Annotated in this window: 16 protein-coding genes; 5 read left to right on the plus strand and 11 right to left on the minus strand. The window is 66.4% G+C overall.

Annotation, left to right across the window (positions count from 1 at the left end):
• Positions 1-147: 147 nt before the first annotated feature.
• Complete coding sequence (locus CF68_RS23060; protein ID WP_035823264.1) at positions 148-1,170, minus strand: LysR family transcriptional regulator; 1,023 nt, start codon at positions 1,168-1,170, stop codon at positions 148-150.
• A 106-nt stretch (positions 1,171-1,276) separates the two neighbouring features.
• On the opposite strand from CF68_RS23060, the gene CF68_RS23065 reads away from it, so the two are divergent.
• Entirely contained in the window at positions 1,277-2,497 is a 1,221-nt protein-coding gene (locus CF68_RS23065; protein ID WP_035823265.1) for an MFS transporter, read from the plus strand.
• 54 nt (positions 2,498-2,551) lie between these two features.
• On the opposite strand, the gene CF68_RS23070 is transcribed toward CF68_RS23065, so the two are convergent.
• Positions 2,552-4,438, minus strand: a complete 1,887-nt coding sequence (locus CF68_RS23070; protein WP_035823266.1) for an ATP-binding protein — start codon at positions 4,436-4,438, stop codon at positions 2,552-2,554.
• Between the two features lie 9 nt (positions 4,439-4,447).
• Entirely contained in the window at positions 4,448-5,122 is a 675-nt protein-coding gene (locus CF68_RS23075) for a response regulator transcription factor (RefSeq protein WP_035823269.1), read from the minus strand.
• Positions 5,123-5,526: 404 nt separating this feature from the next.
• Between CF68_RS23075 and CF68_RS23080 the strand changes: the two genes are divergently transcribed.
• Both CF68_RS23080 and CF68_RS23085 read left to right on the plus strand, forming a co-directional pair.
• Positions 5,527-6,138 (plus strand): hypothetical protein, encoded by a 612-nt coding sequence (locus tag CF68_RS23080; protein ID WP_035823270.1) that lies wholly within the window; start codon positions 5,527-5,529, stop codon positions 6,136-6,138.
• Positions 6,139-6,431: 293 nt separating this feature from the next.
• Positions 6,432-7,367: a BON domain-containing protein gene (locus CF68_RS23085; protein WP_035823272.1), complete on the plus strand. Its 936-nt coding sequence runs from the start codon at positions 6,432-6,434 to the stop codon at positions 7,365-7,367.
• Between the two features lie 36 nt (positions 7,368-7,403).
• On the opposite strand, the gene CF68_RS23090 is transcribed toward CF68_RS23085, so the two are convergent.
• Positions 7,404-8,330: a LysR substrate-binding domain-containing protein gene (locus CF68_RS23090; RefSeq protein ID WP_035823274.1), complete on the minus strand. Its 927-nt coding sequence runs from the start codon at positions 8,328-8,330 to the stop codon at positions 7,404-7,406.
• A gap of 118 nt (positions 8,331-8,448) precedes the next feature.
• Between CF68_RS23090 and CF68_RS23095 the strand changes: the two genes are divergently transcribed.
• Positions 8,449-9,903 carry an amidase gene (locus tag CF68_RS23095; RefSeq protein ID WP_035823276.1) on the plus strand — a complete coding sequence of 485 codons (1,455 nt, stop codon included), beginning with the start codon at positions 8,449-8,451 and terminating at the stop codon, positions 9,901-9,903.
• Between the two features lie 80 nt (positions 9,904-9,983).
• Positions 9,984-10,973: a tripartite tricarboxylate transporter substrate binding protein gene (locus CF68_RS23100; RefSeq protein ID WP_035823278.1), complete on the plus strand. Its 990-nt coding sequence runs from the start codon at positions 9,984-9,986 to the stop codon at positions 10,971-10,973.
• A 114-nt stretch (positions 10,974-11,087) separates the two neighbouring features.
• On the opposite strand, the gene CF68_RS23105 is transcribed toward CF68_RS23100, so the two are convergent.
• From CF68_RS23105 to CF68_RS23120, 7 genes are all read right to left on the minus strand, one after another.
• Positions 11,088-11,465 (minus strand): toxin-activating lysine-acyltransferase, encoded by a 378-nt coding sequence (locus CF68_RS23105; RefSeq protein WP_152548536.1) that lies wholly within the window; start codon positions 11,463-11,465, stop codon positions 11,088-11,090.
• Positions 11,462-11,677, minus strand: coding sequence for a hypothetical protein (locus CF68_RS23110; RefSeq protein ID WP_035823280.1), 216 nt, complete (start codon positions 11,675-11,677; stop codon positions 11,462-11,464). Before CF68_RS23110 ends, CF68_RS23105 begins: the two co-directional genes overlap by 4 nt.
• The gene (locus CF68_RS37175) at positions 11,652-11,969 is read right to left on the minus strand and encodes a hypothetical protein (RefSeq protein ID WP_152548537.1); all 318 of its coding nucleotides are present in this window, start codon (positions 11,967-11,969) and stop codon (positions 11,652-11,654) included. The genes CF68_RS23110 and CF68_RS37175 overlap by 26 nt, the downstream gene beginning before the upstream one ends.
• A gap of 43 nt (positions 11,970-12,012) precedes the next feature.
• Entirely contained in the window at positions 12,013-12,351 is a 339-nt protein-coding gene (locus CF68_RS23115) for a hypothetical protein (protein ID WP_152548538.1), read from the minus strand.
• Positions 12,352-12,404: 53 nt separating this feature from the next.
• Positions 12,405-13,061: a sel1 repeat family protein gene (locus CF68_RS37180; RefSeq protein WP_152548539.1), complete on the minus strand. Its 657-nt coding sequence runs from the start codon at positions 13,059-13,061 to the stop codon at positions 12,405-12,407.
• Between the two features lie 148 nt (positions 13,062-13,209).
• Positions 13,210-13,512 (minus strand): hypothetical protein, encoded by a 303-nt coding sequence (locus CF68_RS37185; RefSeq protein WP_152548540.1) that lies wholly within the window; start codon positions 13,510-13,512, stop codon positions 13,210-13,212.
• A gap of 465 nt (positions 13,513-13,977) precedes the next feature.
• Positions 13,978-14,754, minus strand: a complete 777-nt coding sequence (locus tag CF68_RS23120; protein WP_035823284.1) for an NAD(P)H-dependent oxidoreductase — start codon at positions 14,752-14,754, stop codon at positions 13,978-13,980.
• Positions 14,755-14,849 lie beyond the last annotated feature (95 nt).

Here is a 14,849-nt window from a genome sequence, read left to right on the forward strand (position 1 = left end):
AATCCAGTGCAGAAAATACGCCAAGGTGGGGCAGAAAGCACGGGTTGCGGGCAGCGTCGGCACGGCTGCCTGTCCACCTGCACCGAAGACGTGTGGGGCATCGGGCAAGGGGTGACGGCGTCGTCTTCCGCGCCTCCCTGAGCACGCTTATGCGCGACGGGTACGTTCGCCGCGCTCGCGCCGCCGCGGGCCCGGGCTCCCGACCATACCCGGCGTGGGAATGGCTTGCCGCATGGCATCGACAAACAACCTGAGCTTCGCCGGATAGAAGCGCGCATGGGGGTAGACCAGGTAGATCGGCAGGGGATCGGCCTGCCACTGCGGCAGCAGGTGCAGCAGCCTGCCGCTGGCAATGTCGTCGGCAAAGATCCAGGCCGAGCCGACGGCAACGCCCAGCCCCAGCCGGGTCGCCGAATGCAGCGCGTAGAGGCTGTCCGTGCTCATGCGCGGCTGGAATGCGATGCCTTGGCGCGCCTGCGTCTGCGTGTTCTGCAGCACGACCTCATTGCGATAGAAGGTGCGCAGCGCCAGCCATGGCAGGTCCTCCAGGTCTTCCGGCCGGCGTGGCAGCGGCTTACCCTCAAACAGCGACGGTGCGGCAATGACCGCGCGCGGCACGTCGGCGAGCCGCACCGCCACCACGCCGGGTTCATGCACCTCGCCTACATGGATCGCGCAATCGATGGCCTCGGCGATGAAATCCGGGGTACGGTCATGCAGCAGCCATTCCACCGAGACTTCGGGGTACTGCTGCAGGAAGCCGGCCAGCGGGCCGACCAGCAGCTCCTGCCCGAAAGCGTGCGGCACCACCACCCGCAACGTGCCTGCCGGCGCATGCCCGACCCCGCGCACGTCGGCCTCGAACATGGTCCAGTCGGCCACCAGTTCCTTGGCACGCTCATAGCAGCGTTCGCCGTCCTCGGTCAGCTTCATCGCATGCGTGGAGCGCTGCAGCAGGCGCACGCCGAGCAGCCGCTCCAGCGTCTGCAGGCGCCGGCTGACGGTGGGCTGGGTCGTCTGCAGCTGCGCTGCCGCCATCGACAGGCTGCCGGCCTCGACGATGCGCACAAAGGTCTGCATCAGGTCTATGCGGTCGGCGCTGGCGGCGCCGCGGGCGGCTGCCCTGCCCTGCGTGGCGGGGGTTCGCGGCGAGGCTGGCTGACGTTTCATACGCATCTCGTATAACCATTGTTCATTCCGCACGTCTACCAGAATCCGCCCGCATGGACAACACTTCGAGCCATCCAAACCTGCCTGCGGACCACGCAACCCCAACATGTCCTCTGCTCCCGCCACCCCATCCGCCGCCGCCGTTGCCAGCCCGTCCTTGCCGGGACGCCTGGTGCTGCAGCTTGCCGTCGGCGCGGGCCTGTCAGTCGCCTCGCTGTACTACAGCCAGCCCATGCTCGGGGTGATGGCACCCGACCTGCATGCGTCCGATTCGGCAACCGGCGCCATCCCGACCCTGACGCAGCTCGGCTATGCGCTGGGCATCCTGCTGCTGGCGCCGCTGGGCGACCGCTATGACCGCCGCAGCATCATCGTGGCCAAGGCGGTGGCGCTGGTCGGCGCCTTGCTGCTGGCGGGCCTGGCGCCCGGCATTGGCGCGTTGCTGGTATCCAGCCTGGTGGTGGGCCTGGCCGCCACCATGGCACAGGACATCGTGCCCGCTGCAGCGGCGCTGGCGCCCGCGGCGCAGCGCGGCAAGGTGGTCGGGACGGTCATGACCGGACTGCTGCTTGGCATCCTGCTGTCGCGGGTGATCAGCGGCTTCGTCGCCGCGCACTTCGGCTGGCGCGCCATGTTCATGATTGCGGCGGCCAGCATCGCGGCGGTCGCGCTGGTCGCCCGGCGCCAATTGCCGCGCTTCACCCCCACCACGGTGCTCCCGTATAGTGCGCTGCTGGCCTCGCTGGCGGCCCTGTGGCGCGAGCATGGCGCCTTGCGCCGCGCGGCCCTGGCGCAGGGGCTGCTGTCGGTGGGTTTCAGCGCGTTCTGGTCAACGCTGGCGGTGATGCTGCATGGCGCACCGTTCCATCTCGGCAGTGAAGCCGCGGGCGCGTTCGGCCTGGCCGGCGCCGCCGGCGCGCTGGGCGCGCCGCTTGCCGGACGCCTTGCCGACCGCAGCGGGCCGGAGCGGGTGACCCGGCTGGGCGCGGCACTGGCGGCGCTGTCGTTTGCCGCCATGCTGCTGACCCCGCTGGTATCGCCGCATGCGCAGTTGTGGCTGATCGGCGCCAGCGCCATCGGGTTCGACCTCGGTGTCCAGATCGCCCTGGTCGCGCACCAGACCATCGTCTATGGCATCGATCCGGGCGCGCGCAGCCGCCTGAATGCCGTGCTGTTCGTCTGCATGTTCACCGGCATGGCCGTCGGCGCCGCGCTCGGCAGCCTGGCACTGGCGCGTTTCGGCTGGACCGGCGTGGCCGCGCTGGCGACCGCCGCCGCGCTGGCTGCGCTGGCCGTGCGGCTGACACCGCGCCGTGGCGCGCGCTGAGCGCCAGCCCCCGGCCTGGCATGCTGAGCCTTCGCGCCCGGGCCGCCCGGGCCTCTACGCGGCGGGCGCGATGCCCTCCCCGTCCGTGCCGGCCTCCTCGCCGTCTCCCTGCGCCAGCGGAACCTCCACCGTCAGCGCGGTACTGCCCGGCGCCGACCGGATCTGCAACCGGCCGCCGATGGCCGCCGCGCGCACCTGCATATTGCGCAGCCCGCGCCCGCCGCGCGTGGCCCCGGTGTCGAAGCCGCGGCCGTTGTCGGCCAGCGTGATCCGGATCACCTGCGTGTCCATGTCCGCATGGGCGGTCACGGTAAGGGCGGTTGCGCGCGCGTGCTGCAGCACGTTGGTGATGCCTTCGAGCAGCAGGTATTGCAGCTCCTGCACCTTGCGCGCGGTGAAATGCGCCAGCGTGGGCAGGCGCTCGACCTCCCAGTGGATATCGAGGCCGCCATCGGCGATGCGCGGCCCCAGGCGGTAGCGCAGGTTGCCCAGCACCGCCGCCAGGTCGCCGCCGGTGTCCTGCATGGCATCGATGGAAAGTTTCAGCGAATCCAGGGCGTGCCGGACCTGCACGGCGATTTCCGGGGAGCTGGCCTTGCCGGATTCCAGCATCGAGATCGTGGTGACAAGCTGGCTGCCCAGGCCATCGTGCATGTCGCGCAGGATGCGGCCGCGCTCGCGCAGCGCGGTCTCCTCGGCGGCGATCTTCTGCGTGCGCGCGAAGGCCGCGCGCAGTTGCGCCTCGCGCTGCGCGACGCGCTCGGTCAGCACCTGGTTGGCGTCCTGCAGGCTCTGCACCGCGCTGGTATAGCGCTCCACCAGCATCCACGCCATCACCACGCTGAACGGCACGGACACATAGCGGGTCATGGAATGGACCCAGTAGTAGTCGCCGGTCAGCCAGACCTTGATCCAGTCCGCCAGGAACAGCACCGCCGACACGCCCACGGTGGCGGCCAGCAGCGTTGCCTCGCGGCTGGGCCGGCGCAATGCGCCCCATACCATCGCGCCGGCCACGGTCAGGATGATGCCCACCTTGACCAGCCAGCTCAGCGGAAAGACCATCGGGTGGCTTGACATGGCGGCCAGCGGTGCGATCACCGGCAGCGCCAGCCACAGGTAGGCGTTGAGGGTGCGATGCAGCCAGCGCCACGGCACGCGGATCACCAGCAGGCAGAACCGGGCGATGGCGCCCAGGAATACCTCGCGCGCGGCGGCGACGATATAGCTGCGCAGTTCCGCGGGAATCGCCAGGTCATCGACAAAGTAGTCGAGCAGCCGCACGCTCCAGGCGACCTCGGCCAGCCCGTACAGGCCGAACAGCGGATCGCGCTGGCGCCACCAGATCAGCAGCGCGAGGCCGCCCAGCACGACGCTGAGTACCGCCGCAATCAGCGGGCCGACCACGCGCAGGCGGAAGGCCTGATCGAACTGCGCGCGCACTTCAGGGGCCGGGCCCACCGTCACCGGCAGCAGGCCCGAGCGCGCATAGGCGCGCGCCGCCACGGTGATGCGCAGCAGGTTGCCGTGCGCGCGCGCCAGCTCGGGCGGCACGGCCGCGTAGTAGGGGCGCTTGGCCAGCGCCGACGAGGGTGCGTCCAGGCGCCCGCCGGCGGCGATCAGCACGCCATTGAGGCGCACCTCGTAGCTGCCGCCGGCCCATGGCACGAACAGCCCCCCGGGGTCAGCCGCGGGCCAGTTGCGGTCAAAGAGCAGTTCGTAGACCAGCGCGCCGGACTTGCCCGGCTGCTCCCGGTCCCAGTAGTCAGGCAGCGTCAGCGGGCGCGCCGGCAGCACCGTGCCGTCGATCAGCGTGGCCGAGCGCGTGGCCGCGGCCAGTTCCATCGTGCCCGCGGCTGCCGCCATGCCGGACAGCATCAGGCAGGCCCATGCCAGCAGCACGGCAAGCACGGTCCGGAGATGGCGCGGCCGATGCAGCATGGGGTGGGGTCACAAGGACTTGAGCAGGCCCAGCTTGGCCGCCTCGAACACGGCCTCGCCGCGCGAGCGCACTGCCAGCTTGCCGTAGATGTTCTTGATGTGCGATTGCACGGTATGCACGCTCAGACCCAGGTAGCGGGCAGTCTCGGCATACGTATAGCCGCGCGAGATCAGGTCCAGGATCTCGTTCTCGCGCACCGACAGCACCACCGCGCCGGGGACCGCGGCATCGCGCGCAACCGCCTCTGCCGGCGCGCCGCGCAGCCGGTTCACCACCTGCCGCGCGATCAGCGGGCTCATCGGCGAGCCGCCCGCGCGCAGTTCGCCAATGGAGGCGGCGATGCGGTCCGTGGTTTCGTCCTTGAGCAGGTAGCCGATGGCGCCCGCCTCGATGCTGGCCAGCACGTGCTGGTCGTCGCCGAATACCGTGACCACCATGCAGTCGCAGGCGGGATAGCGCTCGCGCGCGGCGCGGATCACGTCGATGCCGCTGCCGTCCGGCAGGCCGAGGTCGCACAGCAGCACGTCGGGCTGATGCTGCGCCAGCCAGGCCAGCGCTTCCGCCGCGCTGCCGGTGCAGCCTGCCACCACGGTGGCCGGCGCATGCATCTCAACGGCCTGCACCAGCCGGCTCAATGCCGCGGGATCGTCTTCGACGATCAGGACTCTTGTTGTGCTTGCCATGCCTGTGTTCCCGAGCCATGCCGTTGTGCTGCCCATTGCGCCGCCCGTTGTCCAGGCGGTCTTGCTGCCCGTCCTGCTGCATGCTGTGCCGGGTACGACGGCGGATTCTGACATATCCGCCCGCGCATGGGACGGCCGGGCGGTTCCCTTCAGGGTAAACGCCGCCGCGCTTGTCAGCCGCCCTTACTCATCGCATGGCCGCGCACCGTTGCCCATCCCATATTCTGGGGAGGCCCGAACCGGCCGGCTGCTGAGATCGTGGCCGGATAGCCCCGTTCGGGGGATGTCACCCGATTTTTTCCGGAAATAGAGCGTTTTTGCCAGTTCTGTTGGATTTTGCAGGCTGTACGAATACAATGCCCCGGCGCTGGCCGAGGGTGCTGGCGGACCTGGAGAAAAAAAGAATGAAGACGGGAAAACTGGTGGTAGGGCTGGCGCTGGCCGGGTTGCTGGCGGGGTGTGAATCGATGGACGGCGCAATGTCCTCCATCAGCGGCGTGCTCGACGGCACCGGCGACGTGCTGAGCGGCGACTTCCGCATGCTGGCGGATCCGAAGCCGGCTTCGCTGGGCGATATCTGGTCGGACTGGAAGAAGAACGAAATCACCGCGAAGAAGAAGTGGGATTCGCAGGCGATCCTGGTATCGGGTACGGTCTCCCGCATCACCAAGGTGGATGGCCTGCGCAAGTCGGACGACACCATCGCCGTCTACTTCAAGGACTCGGTCAATCCGCAGTGCACGGGCAAGGCGCTGATGCGCGACGCGCTGATGGTCAACCAGAAGAAGATCAGCAACCTGCAGACCGGGGACAAGGTCAACGTCACCGGCGTGCTGGCCACGCGCGATTCGGAAATGGCCAACAGCAGCAATACCGAATGCTATTTCGCGTTCAGCAAGTCGAAGATCGAACCAGCGGCCAATACGACGGCAGCTGCCAGCAGCGCAGCCGCTCCCGCCAAGGCAGCCACCACCACCAAGTCGACCAAGTCGACCAAGACCAGCAGCACGAAGTAAACCAGCCCAAAGGCGGCGACGGGCGGCTGTATGGCCGCCCCCACCCCGGCTACCGGCGCCCCTGCCTCGCACCATGTGGATCCTGCGGCACGGCACGCCCATCCGGCCCTGCATCCCTTACAAGCTCTGAAACGGTTGCACGGATCGCGCGCGCCAAAGTGCCGGCAAACCCCCGTCCGCGGGCACCCCGCCGCACGGTACGAATCTTGCCCCTTCCTGATTACCCGCCAGCGGTTCGCGCACGGCATGTGCGCCCGCACATGGCGCCACACGCACACTGTCAGGAAAACAGCATGGGCTACTACTACGATGAGCGCAATGCGCGCGCCGCGCGCCAACGCCGCCAGGCATGGCAGGACGATGACTGGCAACCTGAATCCGAACAGGAGCGCTGGCAAGCGCGGCGTCGGCGCCAGCAAATGGCCCCGGGCCAGACCAGCTACGGCGACCCCGCCCGCCCGGACCGGGATTTCAACGAAGCGTACGGCGCCCGCAGGTACCCGGAACACCCGTCCGGCGAGCGTTACGGCAGCAACCTGCGCTACGGCCTGAACGGCGGCTCTGGTTGGGAACGTGCCAGCGAATGGCGCGACCCGCAGGCGTGGCAACGCGACGACGACAACGCCGAGCGCCAGTGGCGCCGCAGCGCCGAACGCGCACGGGATCCGCGTGAATCGCCGCGCGGGCGCGGTCATGACACCTACTTCAGCGACCTGCGCAGCGACACCCGCTACTGGGTCGACCCGCACGAGGACTGGGAAGAGAAGCAGCGCTATGAGCTCCGGCGCCAGAGCCCGGGCTACCGGGAATATGCGCAGCGCCGCGGCTGGGAAACCGACAGTCCCGATGACGAGCGCGAAGGCTCGCATGGCGTGCTCTACAACCTGGGCCGCCGCATCGGCGAAGCCGTGGGCGACTGGTTCGGCAGCTCCGAACGCCGCACCGGCCCGCGCGGCTACCAGCGCAGCGACGAGCGCATCCGCGACCAGATCTGCGAGCAGCTCAGCTACGCGCGCGGCGTTGATGTCAGCGACGTCAGCGTCGACGTCAGCGAAGGCGTGGTGTCACTGACCGGCACCGTGCGCGACCGCGGCCAGAAGTTCTATATCGAAGACCTGGCCGACGGCACCTACGGCGTCAAGGAAGTCAACAACGACATCCGCGTGCGCCGCGAGGCCCCCGAAGCCCGCAGCACCGGCGATGTGACCGGCAGCACCTGGCGCGGATAACGCCAACGATGGCGGACGCCGCAGGCCAGGTTCGGTCTAGGCGCCCGCCACGCCAACCTCCGCCGCCAACCGTTCGCGGATAAACCCCAGGAACGCACGCACGCCCTCAGGCAGCGTGCGGCCCGCCAGGGTCTGCAACTCGACCGCGCGGCTGCGCATGCCGCGCTCCCGGATCGAGGCGGCGTGCAGTTCACCGCGGCGCAACCTGTCGCCCACGGTGACGGCGCCGGAGATCGACAGCCCGCCACCGTGCAGCACGAAGTTGGTCAGGGTCTCGAAGTGGTTGGTCACCAACACCGGTTCAAACACCATCCCGCGTTCGCCGCAAGCGATGTCGAACAGCTGGCGCACGGTGTTGTCGCCTTCCGGCAGCGCCAGTGGATAAGGCTGCATCTGCGCCAGCGTGACGCTGCGAAAGCGCGCCAGCGGATGGTCCGGGCGCATGATGGCGATCACCGGCGCGGGCTGCCGGTGCTCCACGCGGATGCCCTGCTCCGCGGCGCGGCTGTAGGTGATGCCGATGTCCGCATCGCCATGCAGCACGATGCCGGTGACCTCGGCCGGCGGCGCCACGCGCACATGGAACTGCAGGCCCGGATAGCGCTGGCGGAACTCGGCAATGATGCGCGGCAGGAACTCGATCGCAAAACCTGCCGAGCTGGCCACCCGCACCCGGCCCCGGCGCAGGCCCTGAAGCGCGGCGATCTCTGAGACCACCCGATCGGCCTCCAGCGCACCGCGCAGGGCATAGGCCGCCAGCAACTCCCCGGCCGCGCTAGCCACCATGCCACGCGGCCGGCGGTCGAACAGCGGCACGCCGAGCAACGCTTCGAGCGCGCCGACCTGGCGGCTCACGGCCGACACGGTGACATTCAGCCGCTGCGCCGCCTCGGTCAGCGAGCCGCTGCGTATCACCTCCAGGAAATAGCGCAGCGAGGTTTCCTGCAGGCGATGCGACAACATGGGCGGCTCCGAGGGCTGGTTTGCGTTTTACGCAAGGATATTTGAAAAAATCATCGATTGCGGGAAATCGTGCGCCGCCCGTATGCTTTTTCCCGACACCACAGGAGACACCCGAGCCATGGCGCCCACCCAGACCCCCGATCCCATCACCGAACTCGATGCCGTCGCCCTGTCGCGCGCCATCCATGCGCGCGAGGTCTCGTGCGTGGAAGTGCTCGATGCCTTCCTTGGCCAGATCGACCGCCACAACCCGCGCGTCAATGCCATCGTGGCGCCGGTGGAGCGCGACACCCTGCGCGCGCAGGCCACCGGGCTCGACGCCGAACTGGCACGCGGCGCCAGCCGCGGCCCGCTGCACGGCTTCCCGCAGGCGCCCAAGGACATCAGCCCGGCCGCGGGCATGGTCACCACCAAGGGCTCGCCGATCTTCGCAGGTCAGGTCAGCGAGGCCGACGCCGTGATCTTCGAGCGCATGCGCGCCGGCGGCGCGGTCTTTGTCGGGCGCACCAACACGCCGGAGTTCGGCCTGGGCGGCCATACCTACAACCCGGTCTACGGCACCACCCGCAACGCCTTCGACCCGGCACGCTCCGCCGGCGGCAGCAGCGGCGGTGCAGCGGTGGCGGTGGCGCTGCACATGCTGCCGGTGGCGGATGGCTCTGACATGATGGGCTCGCTGCGCACGCCCGCAGCGTTCAACCACGTGTATGGCCTGCGTACCTCGGTCGGCTGCGTGCCGCACGGCCCGGGCGACGAGGTCTTCTTCCAGCAGTTCAGCGTGGCTGGCCCGATGGCGCGCAACGTGCCGGACCTGGCCCTGCTGCTGTCGGTGCAGGCCGGCTTCGACGCGCGCCTGCCGCTGACGCACCGCGCCGAAGCGCCCGGCACCTTCAAGCTGCCGCCCGAACGCGACTGGACCGGCGTGCGCATCGGCTGGCTGGGCAACCTGGGCGGCCACCTGCCGACCGAAGCCGGCGTGCTCGATACCTGCGAGCAGGCGCTCACGCACCTGCGCACGCTCGGCTGCACCGTGGACACCGCGCTGCCCGAATTCGACCTGGAGCGCCTGTGGCGCGCGTGGATCGACCTGCGCAGCTTCTCGGTGGCCGGCGCCAACGCGGCGCTGTACCACGACCCGGCCAAGCGCGCGCTGCTCAAGCCCGAGGCCGCATGGGAGATCGAGCGCGGCCTGGCCTTGCCGGGCACGCGCGTGTACGAGGCCCTGTGCGAGCGCAGCGCGTGGTACCAGGCACTGCGCGCGCTGTTCGAGCGCTTCGACTACCTGGTGCTGCCGGCCGCGCAGGTGTTCCCGTTCAATGCCGACTGGGACTGGCCGCACACCATCGACGGCCGCGAAATGGACACCTACCACCGCTGGATGCAGGTGGTGGTGCCGGCCACCATGGCCGGACTGCCGGCCCTGGCCGCACCAGCCGGCTTCAGCCCCCAGGGCCTGCCGGCCGGTATCCAGATCATCGGCCCGGCGCAGGCCGACGCCGCGGTGCTGCAGCTCGGCCATGCCTATGACCAGGCCGGCGGCTTCTCGCGCGTGCGCAGCCCCTGGCTCGATTGAGCCTTCGGCTAGTCCCGGCCCCGCTTCGTATTGCTTCCGATTGCCTTCTATTCCTACAACTGCCTGCAGGAGTGCCAACGATGACCGCAATGCCCCCGAAGCTGTTTCTCGCCTGCGCCGCCGCCCTGACCGCGGTGCTGTCCGCAACGCCCGCCGCAGCACAGGCACAATCCTGGCCGGACCGTCCGATCCGGCTGGTGGTGCCCTTCGCCGCGGGCGGCGCCACTGACGTGCTGGGCCGCCTGCTGGCAGTCGGTCTCGGCGAAAAGCTCGGCCAGTCAGTGGTGGTCGAGAACAAGCCCGGCGCCAGCACCGTGATCGGCGCCACCCAGGTATCCAAGGCCGCGCCCGACGGCTACACGCTGCTGCTGGCGGCCAGCACCACGCTGACACTGAACCCGGCCATCCGCCAACACCTGGGCTACGACCCCATCAAGAGCTTCACCCCGCTGGGCCTGGTCGCCGACATGAGCCTGGTGCTGGTAGCCAATCCGGACACGCAGATCACCTCGCTCAAGGATCTGGTGACGCAGGCCAAGGCCCACCCCGACAAGTTCTCCTACGGCTCGTTCGGCGCCGGCTCCTCGGTGCATTTCGGCGCGGAGATGCTCAAGTCCGCCACGGGCATCCGCATGGTCCACGTGCCCTTCAACGGCAGCGCCCCCAGCCTGACCGCGCTGGCCGGCGGCCAGGTGCAGGTCGCGGTTGATACCGTGGTGGCCACCCTGCCGCTGATCAAGGGCGGCAAGATCCGGCCGGTGGCGGTGCTGTCGCCGCAGCGACTGCCGGCGTTGCCGCAAGTGCCGACTGTCGCGGAGAGCGGGTATCCCGGCTTCCAGATGGGCACGTGGTTCGCGCTGCTGGCACCCGCGGGCCTGCCCGCGCCAGTACAGCAGAAACTGGAGAAGGCCCTGGCGGACGTCGCCAACGCGCCGGCTACCAAGGCACGCATGGTCGAACTGGCGCTGACGCCGGCTTATGGCAATGGCGCGGCGGTGAAGGCTCGGGTGGAGAAGGAGCTGCCGGAGATGCGGGCGGTGGCGGCGCGGGCGGATATTCGGGCGGAATAGTGACGCGGTAGGCGGGCCACCGGCCCGCTGCGGCTTACTCCTCCAGCACGCGCATCGTTCGCTCGCCCTCCGGTGCTAATTGATGTAGCACCTTGCTCTTGAATACCGTCGCCCTCAGATCAGCCAGCACGTCCTTGGCCCCGCCGTAGAGGGGGCGAACACGTCGATCAGGAACGCCTTGTCGCCCGACTTCCAATCTCCGGGCGCCAATTGGTATGGCGGCCTGGCAAACCGCTCGACCACAGCGTCGGAGAGATAGGCCCAGGTCACGAATGCCGTGGGCATTTCGCCCCGCATATACAGCTTGGCCTGCTCCAGGATCAGCGGCGGCATCACGCGCCATTCCAGGTCAGCGAAGAAGTTGTGGCGCGTGGTTGGGTTGTTCATCATCAGCCACGACACCGGCCCCAGCAGCGGGATCTTCTTGATGACGCGCTGCGCTTGCTCGGCAGCAAACTTCATCAGCTGTTCGTTGTCGGTCGGGATAGTCATTGGATACTCGTCCTGGATTGTTTCATGCTGGCAGCAGCGGGCATTGCGGGCACTGCCGGCGTTTCCTGCTGTGCGTTATTGGTCAGCAGCGCATTTACGCCCTGCACATCCACCTCAGTCAGCGTGCCCGCCGCCGCCTTCAGCCGCATGCCTTGCAGGATAGTGTCGTAGCGTGCCCTCGCGAGATCACGCTGCTGGGGTTGCTCCCGCAAGCAGAATGGTCTTAAACGCTTCGGGCATAAATGTGCCCGGCAACATCGTGACTTGTTGATCAGTCAGCTCTGAAAGATAGACACCGGCGGAATCCCGACCGTAGTAGAAGGTCGCAATATCGTTCGGCGTACGAATATCTTGTACGTTGTGTCCTGCAGCAACATATCGTGCCAAGGCTGCCTCATAGCCTCCCTCGCCAAAATAGTCGCTATTGATCGTCGCCGAGGGGATTGGAAGACTGTTGTAGACCTGCGTATCCAGGTTGTTCTTTAGCGCAAACGTCTGTGCCATCCCACCGCCTAAACTATGGCCGGTAGTCGAGAATGAGTATCCCTTATATATTGGGTTCGGCGCGTAGCGCCTCAAGGGCTGTCTGCGCCTGCGCTTGGATCTTGAAGAACTCGCTGGATCCGTTGTTGAGGAGGTCGGACGTCCAATTCGACAGGGCGTCCGATCCCTTGAATGAAAAAACTATCTGATTGTCCGTCGCGTTAATGAACACCTCGAATCGATTCTCGATAGTTCCAGACGCGTTGGTTTGCGAATTCCAATCTACTCCAAATTGAGCAACGCCTTCTCCGCCATTCGGGTATGAGATGGACAAGTCCATCTTCTCCCACCCCTTTGGTACATCAACAATGGGGTCTAAGTACGAGTTATTGGCCAGCGCCATGCCGGCATGCTGATCGGGAAGGGAAACTCTGCTGCTCACCATAGCAAACGGACTCAATATGAACAATCTTTCGCGGTTGTGCGCACTTCGGCTGACGCCTCACACGCCGCATTCTTTTCGCGCCAATAACGCTCACGTTCGGCATCGGGCTTGAGAACATAGGTGAATGAACCATCCAAATTACGGCGCGTTCGGCCATCACGAAAAGCTGGCCATACCCAGCGGGCGGGTGATCTGAAAACAAGGCATTGTTTGTTGACCGAGGCCATTGCGTTGTAGAGTGGCTGCGCGTATGAGCAGCGGGATTTCATTCCTCGTTCAAGCCACTCAAGACCCCTCTTCATGTCCTGTTGTTCGCGTGGCAAGTAGACCCCCTTCGTGTATTGCGGAGCACCGCGACCATCAAATAGCATCAACCCCAACGCAATCATCGCGTCGCTCGAGCCGTTATCGGCAGCCTTCTGGTAGAGGTCTCTGATCGCCACTGGGTCACTGATGCGGTGTTCCCCGATCCACCCTTCCGCATTGGCAAGCGCGAATAGATAATCTCCCATCGGATCACCTTGAGCTTGCAGGGAGCGGATCTGTTCAATTTGTTCCGCGCGCAGCTTCGTAATGCGTTCGCGCGTAGCTGCTTGATCAAGGCTGTTCGCCGTTGAAGTGGTTCCACTTACAATTGCCCCACACCCCGCTAGCAATAAGCCGCTCACCGCACATACTTTGCGTACCGATCGGAAGATGGAAAGGCGACGCCAAGCGCTGATATATGACTTCCAAAATGGAAGGGGCGTTTGCCTGCGTCGGCGCGAACTCGTGAGAAGCATTTACACCCCCGTCTCGAAGGTGGGCACCAAAGAGTCAGCGGCTTCGGTCTTGACGGTGACGACCGATGAGGCAAACCTCGTAGTGCGGCTTGCACGAAAAATGATGTTGCTTATACTGCAAAACTCCTGCTTCGTTCTTGTTTTTGCCAGGGGAGTCTGTCAAAACCCTCGTCACGTTGTTCGCACTGCGCAGAAATGCTGTTACAGCAATGGCGTGGCGCGGCTGCGCGACGTCGATATTGGGCGATTCCCGGGACGACATACCTAGCATCTCAAGGCTGCCGCTCGCATACAACGCCTCAATAGTACTCGCCAAGCGTTCGGGCGCACGCATCATACCAAATCCACTTTCTGGATCATGCGGGAATATTCCCCAAGGACTACCGGAATCTTCGGAATAGAAATAATAAGATCAGAAATTAAATTTTCTAATATCAGTTCGAGATCGCGTCCAATGCTGGGCCGCGCCAGGATATCGCGAGCGATTTGGCCCCCTCCCTTATTTATGACAATTGTGTACATTTGCTCGTGAGATGTCCTGCCGCGACGGGTTCTGCAACACTAGCAGCCCGCAATCGGGGGGACGGCCGTTCAGCGTGATGTCGGCCTCGCCCTCGAATGGGGTCGTCGCCGAGCCGGTATAGTCGGTACCGGGAATGGTGCTATCGAGGACGAACTCGGCACCGGCGTCACTGTTTCAATTTCCAGGGTGGAGAAGGAATTGGCAGAGATGCGGGCGGTGGCGGCGCGGGCGGATATTCGGGCGGAGTAAGTCCGCCAGGGCGGCCGTCGGTCGCCGCCCCTATTCCACATGCGCCGCGAACCCCACCGCTCCCGGCGCAACGTCCTCGCGAAGCGTCAACTGCGGAATCTGGTAGTCCCCCGCGTTCTGCCGCCGGAACGGAATCGTTGCAGTCGTCCCCAGCGCATCTAGCCGCTCGCCCAACTCCTCGCGAATCTGAGCAAAGCGCGCCTCATCAACCTTGCTGGTCCGATACACCAGGTACGGCGGCAGCACGTCAAACCCGGGGTAGTACAGGATGCCGTGGTGGATCGGGAACAAGATGTCGTCGATCGGGCCATTGATCCCGCGCGGGCTGTAGTGCGATTCCCAGCCGCCAGTCGTGACGATCAGCATGGCGCGCTTGCCGGCGAGCATGCCCTCGCCATATCGGTCGCCCCAGCGTTCGTCAGAGTGCTCACCCACACCGTAGGCAAAACCATAGGCATAGACGCGCTCGACCCAGCCCTTCAGGATGGCCGGCATCGAGAACCACCACAGCGGGAACTGCAGGATGACGGCGTCGGCCCAGCGCAGCTTTTCCTGCTCATGCGCAATGTCATCGCTCTGCAGCCCGTTCTCGAAGGCGTGCTTGGAATCCAGGGACGGATGGAACGGCGTGTCGCCGGGCCGGGCCTTGGTATCGGCGGCGTCGAGCTGGGACTTCCACTGCATCGCATACAGGTCCGAGACCTGGACCTGGTGCCCGGCATCGCGCAAGCGCCGCACGGCAAAATCGCGGATCGCACCGTTGAGCGACCTCGGTTCCGGGTGGGCATAGACAAGCAATACGTTCATGACAGCGGCTTCCAATGATTGAGTGAAGCCAGCATAGGCCGTCGTCCGCTATATTAGGGCGTGCTCACACTATCTGAGCCCGTCGACGATGAGCG

The sequence above is a fragment of the Cupriavidus sp. SK-4 genome, from assembly GCF_000611125.1.
Taxonomy (GTDB): domain Bacteria; phylum Pseudomonadota; class Gammaproteobacteria; order Burkholderiales; family Burkholderiaceae; genus Cupriavidus; species Cupriavidus necator.

Bases quoted from the DNA above. Each gene is read 5' to 3' on its own strand.
- CF68_RS23070 (WP_035823266.1), bottom strand. From the start codon at position 4,438: ATGCTGCATCGGCCGCGCCATCTCCGGACCGTGCTTGCCGTGCTGCTG.
- CF68_RS23105 (WP_152548536.1), bottom strand. From the start codon at position 11,465: ATGACTATCCCGACCGACAACGAACAGCTGATGAAGTTTGCTGCCGAG.
- CF68_RS23115 (WP_152548538.1), bottom strand. From the start codon at position 12,351: ATGGCGCTGGCCAATAACTCGTACTTAGACCCCATTGTTGATGTACCA.
- CF68_RS23085 (WP_035823272.1), top strand. From the start codon at position 6,432: ATGGGCTACTACTACGATGAGCGCAATGCGCGCGCCGCGCGCCAACGC.
- CF68_RS23065 (WP_035823265.1), top strand. From the start codon at position 1,277: ATGTCCTCTGCTCCCGCCACCCCATCCGCCGCCGCCGTTGCCAGCCCG.
- CF68_RS23060 (WP_035823264.1), bottom strand. From the start codon at position 1,170: ATGAAACGTCAGCCAGCCTCGCCGCGAACCCCCGCCACGCAGGGCAGG.
- CF68_RS23095 (WP_035823276.1), top strand. From the start codon at position 8,449: ATGGCGCCCACCCAGACCCCCGATCCCATCACCGAACTCGATGCCGTC.
- CF68_RS23080 (WP_035823270.1), top strand. From the start codon at position 5,527: ATGAAGACGGGAAAACTGGTGGTAGGGCTGGCGCTGGCCGGGTTGCTG.
- CF68_RS23090 (WP_035823274.1), bottom strand. From the start codon at position 8,330: ATGTTGTCGCATCGCCTGCAGGAAACCTCGCTGCGCTATTTCCTGGAG.
- CF68_RS23100 (WP_035823278.1), top strand. From the start codon at position 9,984: ATGACCGCAATGCCCCCGAAGCTGTTTCTCGCCTGCGCCGCCGCCCTG.
- CF68_RS37185 (WP_152548540.1), bottom strand. From the start codon at position 13,512: ATGATGCGTGCGCCCGAACGCTTGGCGAGTACTATTGAGGCGTTGTAT.
- CF68_RS23120 (WP_035823284.1), bottom strand. From the start codon at position 14,754: ATGAACGTATTGCTTGTCTATGCCCACCCGGAACCGAGGTCGCTCAAC.
- CF68_RS23075 (WP_035823269.1), bottom strand. From the start codon at position 5,122: ATGGCAAGCACAACAAGAGTCCTGATCGTCGAAGACGATCCCGCGGCA.
- CF68_RS37175 (WP_152548537.1), bottom strand. From the start codon at position 11,969: ATGGCACAGACGTTTGCGCTAAAGAACAACCTGGATACGCAGGTCTAC.